The following is a 6127-nucleotide window of genomic DNA, read 5'->3' on the forward strand; positions in this document are numbered from 1 at the left end:
ACGAGTTATTTGAGAAGGTGCAATTTCATTATCATTAGCAATTTTCTGTAAAGTTTCTCTTTCTGTAAAAGCTTCCAAAACGATCTTAAATTTAAACTTAGAAGAGTAAGTTTTTCGTGTATTCATAATCAAAATCCCCCAGATTGTTTTCTTAAATTATACCCTATTTTTTTGCTTAAGGTTAAACACTCTTTGTATGAATTTATACGACCATTATACTGTTCCCCAGGGTTTTATCCTGTCTTGGGGAAGCTTATATTTCTTAGGTAGACTTATTGTAAAACATTACTAGGGAGGGATTATATGAAAATTTTAAAATTAATGCTGGAAATATCACTTCTATTGGCTGTAGCCTGTGGAAAAGAAGAGGCTAAAACTGCTGTTAAGAGTAACGAGGTGACTGTGTATTCATCACATCCATCTGGACTTTTAACTACTGTTACAAACAATTTTACTGAAAAAACAGGAATCAAGGTTAATATCGTTGGAGTTGGAACTGGAGAAATACTTAAAAGAGTCCAAGCTGAAAGTGTAAATCCTTTGGGAGACGTTGTTTGGGGAGGAGGAGCTGAATCTCTTAACTCATTTAAAGAATATTTTGCACCATATAAACTTCAAGTCACGATAAGATCGATCCTTTATTCAGAGATACTGAAGATAAATGGTTTGGTTTCGCACTATTACCTATGGTTATAATCTATAATACCGATCTTGTAACTGGAGATGATATCCCTACTTCTTGGGCCGATGTAACGAATCCTAAATGGAAAGGGAAAATAGCTATGGCTTCTCCTGTTAAATCTGGATCTTCTTATACTATCACTGCGACTCTATTAACTGCCTTTGGAAAAGATACTGAAGCTGGTTATGATTTCATTAAGAAATTTGTAGCAAATTTAGATGGTAAAATTTTAGGAAGTTCTTCTGGTGTTCCTAAAGGTGTCGTAGATAAGGAATATTCTATCGGATTAACTTTAGAAAAAAATGCTGTTAAATATAAAAATGCTGGTGGGCAAATTGAAATGACATATCCTTCTGAGGGTACTTCTGCTGTTCCTGATGCTGCTGCTTTAATCAAAGGTGCTGTAAACGAAGAAAATGCTAAATTATTCTTAGATTATATAGTAAGTAAAGAAGTTCAAACAACTTTAGCTACAGACTTTAAAATTAGAGCTGTCAGAGGCGATATCGCTGCTCCAGAAGGTTTGCTTCCACTCTCGGATATCAAGTTAGTTGACTATGATTTTGGTTGGGCTTCAGATAATAAAAAAGAAATAGTAAGAAGATGGAAAAATATAGTTTCAGGAAAGGAGTAAAATAAAAAATGGGTGTTAACATTAAAAATATAACTAAGAAATACGATGATTTTGTAGCTGTTGATAAGGCTACTTTAGATATAAAAAGAGGAGAATTTTTTACCCTCCTAGGACCTTCAGGTTGTGGAAAAACTACTCTTTTAAGGATGATTGCAGGATTTAACGAGATCACTTCTGGAGATATTATCATAAGCGGTAATAAAATAAACGATACTCCAGCTCATAAAAGAAATATAGGAATGGTTTTTCAAAACTATGCTATCTTCCCTCATATGAGTGTATTTGAAAATGTGGTTTACGGATTAAAGGCTAGAAAAGTCTCTAAAATAAAGATAAAAGAAAGAGTATTAAACGCTCTTGATATGGTTGAAATGAGAGATCAAGCAACAAAAGAACCTTCTGAACTTTCTGGTGGACAACAACAAAGGGTAGCTCTAGCAAGAGCTATCGTTATCCATCCTGAGATTCTTTTAATGGATGAGCCTCTATCTAATCTAGATGCTAAACTTAGAGTTAAGATGAGGGCTACGATAAAAAAACTACAGACTTCTTTAAATATCACAACTATCTATGTAACCCATGATCAAGAGGAAGCACTGGCTGTTTCAGATAGGATTGCAGTTATGCATAAAGGAACAGTTCAGCAAATTGGAACTCCGGAAGAGATCTATTCCTTTCCTGTCAATGCGTTTGTTGCTAACTTTATAGGAACTTCAAACTTTATCTATGACGCTGCACTTACAGGAGACTCTACAAAGCTTCTTTCTGTGAGACCTGAAGATATTTTAATTGTAGATATCGATTCCGGAACTATCAATGGAGAAGTTACTCTGACTACATTCTTGGGTGAATGTGTTTCCTATGAAATTAAATTGGAAAATAGTGAAAAGATAGAAGTAAAAGTGTTTTCTAAAGATATAAAAATTAAACAAATCGGAGATAAAGTTGGAATATTTTTCCCTGAAGATAAGAGAAAACATTTTAATAAAAGTGAGGAAAGTTAATGAAGATAAATAAACATTTAAACTTTTGGAACATGGTTTCCATTACATCTTTGGCACTTATATTTTTGTTTTTAATCTACCCTTCATTTTCACTGGTAAGTCAAAGTTTTGTAAGTTCTACAACAGGAAAATTAACCTTGGAAAATTATGTAGACTTCTTTTCCTTACCCTATTATTTCAATGCATTAAAGCATAGTTTAGCTGTTTGTTTTACTACAACTATTTTTGCTACTTTGATAGGGATTCCTATAGCTTATTTTATGAGCAGAACCAATATATATTTCAAAGGATTTTTAGATCTGGTTATTATGATCTCTCTTCTGTCTCCTCCATTTATCGGGGCATATTCTTGTATCTTGCTCTTGGGAAGAAACGGATGGATCACTAATCTTCTGAGCCCTTTTGGAATAATTATGCCGACTATATACGGATTTACAGGAATAGTAATTGTATTTACTCTAAAATTTTTCCCCTATGTATATATCTATACTTCGGGAGCTCTAAATAGTATCGATGCTTCTTTGGAGGAGGCTTCTGAAAACTTAGGTATGAATAGATTACAGAGATTATTTACAGTAACTTTTCCATTGGTTATGCCTTCTATCACTGCCGGAGCTCTTATGGTCTTTATGACATCTCTGGCTGATTTTGGAACGCCTATGTTAATTGGTGAAGGATATAAAGTTTTACCTGTTATGATCTATGATGAGTTTATGAGTGAAATGGGTGGAGACGCCTCTGTTGCAAGTACTCTAAGTGTTGTGGTTGTAGCCTGCTCTACCATGGTACTTTTCCTTCAGAAGTATTTTATTTCTAGGAAAAATTATAAGATGAATGCCCTTAGACCACCTAAAACTGCTATACTTACACAAAACAAAAGAATTTTGGCTACTCTATTTGTAAGTATTATATCATTTATAGCATTTTTACCTCAAATAGTTGTTATCTACACTTCATTTCTTAAAACTAGAGGACCATTATTTGTTTCAGGATTTAGTTTAGATAGTTATTATAATATTATGAATAAACTTTCTTCTAATATCTATAATACATTCCTATATTCTATTATATCTATATTGATTATGTTACTGCTAGAACTTGTTCTCTCTTATATTATTTTTAAGAAAAAAAACAGACTAGCTCCTATCCTAGATATTTTAATTATGTTTCCATATGTTATTCCAGGCTCAGTTTTGGGAATAGGATTATTGGTATCTTTTAATAAAAGACCATTACTTCTAAGTGGAACAGGGTTTATACTTATTGTATCCTATGTTATTAGAAAATTAGCATATACAGTGAGATCGGGAACAGCTATATTACATCAAATAGATCCTAGTATAGAGGAAGCTTCTATAAATTTAGGGGTTTCTCCTATGAAAACATTTTTTAAAGTCACGGCTATCATGATGGGTCCAGGTATATTTTCCGGATTGATTCTTAGCTGGATCTCAACTATCAATGAGCTGAGTTCAAGTATTATATTATATACTGGAAAAACAGGAACTATTGCTGTTGCAATATATACAGAAGTTATTCGTGATAGTTTTGGAAATGCTGCTGCTCTTTCAACTATTCTGACAATTATATCTGTTCTTTCCATTCTTATATTTAAATTCTTATCTAGAGGAAGAAAACTTAACATCTAAGATAATATATCAAAATAAGGAGGAGTTTTATAACCATGATAAAAAATGTGATATTTGATTTGGGAAGAGCACTGATTAACTTTGACCCAGAAGCTTACCTAGAAGAACTGAGGCTTGATAAAGAGACTAGAAAAATTTATTTAGATGATATATTCAAAGGACATGAGTGGTTAGATCTAGATCGGGGAATAATAACTGAAGAACAGGCAATAAAAAAGATTGTTGCTAAGGGCAGATTGAAAGAAGGGGCAGTAAGAAAAATTCTAGATGCTAGAATCTCTTTTTTTACAGAACTTAGTCTCAATATTCCGCTAGTTAAAAAAATTAAAGATAATGGCTACAAGTTATACATACTCTCTAATTTTCCAAAAATTCCATTTGAAGCTATCTTTAAAAAATATGAATTCTTCAGAAATTTTGATGGAGGAGTAGTTTCATATGAAGAGGGTGTAAACGTTATAAAACCTGATTCAAAAATATATGATATTCTCTTAAGCAGATATAATCTTCTCCCTCAAGAAACAATTTTCATAGATGATACACTGGTTAATATAGAAAAAGCTGAAGAGTATGGAATTACTGGTATCCATCTTCCAGACCACACAGAGCTTAGAAAAAAACTAATTGAAAAAGGTCTTATTTAAAAAAACGGGAAAATTTTATATTTTCCCGTTTTTTTATCTCTTCTTACCTCACTTTCCATCCCGCCTTTTCTAAATATTCATTAGTATTCTCCTCCATAAAATTAAAAAGGATTTTTTTGTTTTTAGTTAATATACCTATAGATGATTTTATAATAAAAAAATGAGGAGGATGCTAATGACAAAGATATTGATCCTATATGACAGCATGTACGGTCATATAGAAACTATGGCAAAAGCCGTAGCTGAGGGTGCTAGTAGTATTGATGAGGTTGAAGTAACTATTAAGAGGGTGCCGGAACTTATGTCTGAAGAAGCTGCACGGAATGCAGGAGCTAAATTAGATCAAGAGGCTCCTATTGCATCGGTTGAGGAGCTTCCGAAATATGATGCCATTATTTTTGGAACCCCCACCAGATTTGGGAATATGTGTTCCCAGATGAGGAGTTTTTTGGATCAGACAGGGCAACACTGGATGGATGGAGCTCTAATCGGGAAAGTAGGAAGTGTATTTGTTTCTACAGCCTCGCAACATGGAGGGCAAGAGACGACAATAACTTCATTTCATACTACCCTGTTCCATCATGGAATGATCGTTGTAGGAGTTCCCTATTCATGTCAGGAAATATTAAATATGGAGGAGATTAGTGGAGGAAGTCCCTATGGAGCAACCACCCTTGCAGGAGCAGATGGAAGCCGAAAACCATCAGAAAATGAATTGAAAATCGCACGTTTCCAAGGTGAACACGTAGCCAAAGTTGCAAAGAAAATAGCTGATTCATCCATAGAATCAAACTGCCCGACCAATTCGTCGAGCATACATTAAGAGATCTATCAAAAACTTATATAAATTAAAAAAATATCACGCTATAGACAAAAGGAGGTAAATCCCATGGGAACAAGGGGTAGAGAGATTGTAGATCTAGATGTGGATAAATTAATAAAGTTATTAAAGAATGCATTTGCAGATGAGTGACTTGCATATTATCAATATTGGATAGGGGCTCAGATTGTAAAAGGACCTCTGAGAGAAGCTACAGTTGTAGAACTTTTACAGCATGCTACTGAAGAACTTACACATGCACAGTGGATTTGTGACAGAATAATTCAGCTTGGAGGAGAACCATTACAGCTTTACTAAAGGAAACTTGTTGTGGATATATGACACCCTCAGATCCCTATGTAGAAGAAATATTAAATCAAAACATAGCTGGAGAACAATGTGCTATCAGTGCATATAAACATCTAATGGATTTTACAAAAGATAAAGATATGGTAACTTACAACCTCGCTCTTAAATATTAGAGCAAGAAGCAGAACATGAAGAAGATTTACAGGCGATTTTACAAGATCTTAAGATTATGATGGAAAAAATTAGAAAATAACGTGAGGTCAAATATTTTAAATTAAAGGGCGGTGAGTCTTGTCAAGCACACCACCAGGGGCTGTTGCAAGTTTTGTGTAAACTCTAAAAATTAATGTAAAACTTTTATAAAAAGAGGAGTAATAATTCTTTA

At 33.5% G+C, this 6127-nt stretch carries 8 protein-coding genes; all 8 read left to right on the plus strand.

What is annotated here, in order from left to right; genetic code table 11:
- The first annotated feature begins 303 nt into the window (after positions 1-303).
- A complete protein-coding gene (locus V5784_RS06040; RefSeq protein WP_336888142.1) occupies positions 304-696 on the plus strand; it encodes a hypothetical protein in 393 nt (130 codons plus the stop codon).
- The gene (locus tag V5784_RS06045) at positions 687-1316 is read left to right on the plus strand and encodes an extracellular solute-binding protein (protein WP_336888143.1); all 630 of its coding nucleotides are present in this window, start codon (positions 687-689) and stop codon (positions 1314-1316) included. Before V5784_RS06040 ends, V5784_RS06045 begins: the two co-directional genes overlap by 10 nt.
- An 8-nt stretch (positions 1317-1324) precedes the next feature.
- The gene (locus V5784_RS06050; RefSeq protein ID WP_336888144.1) at positions 1325-2320 is read left to right on the plus strand and encodes an ABC transporter ATP-binding protein; all 996 of its coding nucleotides are present in this window, start codon (positions 1325-1327) and stop codon (positions 2318-2320) included.
- Positions 2320-3969 (plus strand): iron ABC transporter permease, encoded by a 1650-nt coding sequence (locus V5784_RS06055; protein ID WP_336888145.1) that lies wholly within the window; start codon positions 2320-2322, stop codon positions 3967-3969. Before V5784_RS06050 ends, V5784_RS06055 begins: the two co-directional genes overlap by 1 nt.
- A 35-nt stretch (positions 3970-4004) precedes the next feature.
- Positions 4005-4613: an HAD family phosphatase gene (locus tag V5784_RS06060; RefSeq protein WP_336888146.1), complete on the plus strand. Its 609-nt coding sequence runs from the start codon at positions 4005-4007 to the stop codon at positions 4611-4613.
- A 175-nt stretch (positions 4614-4788) separates the two neighbouring features.
- Positions 4789-5436: an NAD(P)H:quinone oxidoreductase gene (wrbA, locus tag V5784_RS06065; RefSeq protein WP_336888147.1), complete on the plus strand. Its 648-nt coding sequence runs from the start codon at positions 4789-4791 to the stop codon at positions 5434-5436.
- Between the two features lie 198 nt (positions 5437-5634).
- Positions 5635-5751 (plus strand): hypothetical protein, encoded by a 117-nt coding sequence (locus V5784_RS06070; protein WP_336888149.1) that lies wholly within the window; start codon positions 5635-5637, stop codon positions 5749-5751.
- Between the two features lie 20 nt (positions 5752-5771).
- The gene (locus V5784_RS06075; RefSeq protein ID WP_336888148.1) at positions 5772-5915 is read left to right on the plus strand and encodes a hypothetical protein; all 144 of its coding nucleotides are present in this window, start codon (positions 5772-5774) and stop codon (positions 5913-5915) included.
- Positions 5916-6127: the final 212 nt, after the last annotated feature.

It is taken from the genome of Psychrilyobacter sp., assembly GCF_037132775.1.
Taxonomy (GTDB): domain Bacteria; phylum Fusobacteriota; class Fusobacteriia; order Fusobacteriales; family Fusobacteriaceae; genus Psychrilyobacter.

What these genes read in the sequence shown, in the direction of transcription:
- V5784_RS06075 (WP_336888148.1), top strand. Translation starts at nt 5,772, where the DNA reads ATGACACCCTCAGATCCCTATGTAGAAGAAATATTAAATCAAAACATA.
- V5784_RS06060 (WP_336888146.1), top strand. Translation starts at nt 4,005, where the DNA reads ATGATAAAAAATGTGATATTTGATTTGGGAAGAGCACTGATTAACTTT.
- V5784_RS06045 (WP_336888143.1), top strand. Translation starts at nt 687, where the DNA reads ATGGTTATAATCTATAATACCGATCTTGTAACTGGAGATGATATCCCT.
- V5784_RS06050 (WP_336888144.1), top strand. Translation starts at nt 1,325, where the DNA reads ATGGGTGTTAACATTAAAAATATAACTAAGAAATACGATGATTTTGTA.
- V5784_RS06055 (WP_336888145.1), top strand. Translation starts at nt 2,320, where the DNA reads ATGAAGATAAATAAACATTTAAACTTTTGGAACATGGTTTCCATTACA.
- V5784_RS06040 (WP_336888142.1), top strand. Translation starts at nt 304, where the DNA reads ATGAAAATTTTAAAATTAATGCTGGAAATATCACTTCTATTGGCTGTA.
- wrbA (WP_336888147.1), top strand. Translation starts at nt 4,789, where the DNA reads ATGACAAAGATATTGATCCTATATGACAGCATGTACGGTCATATAGAA.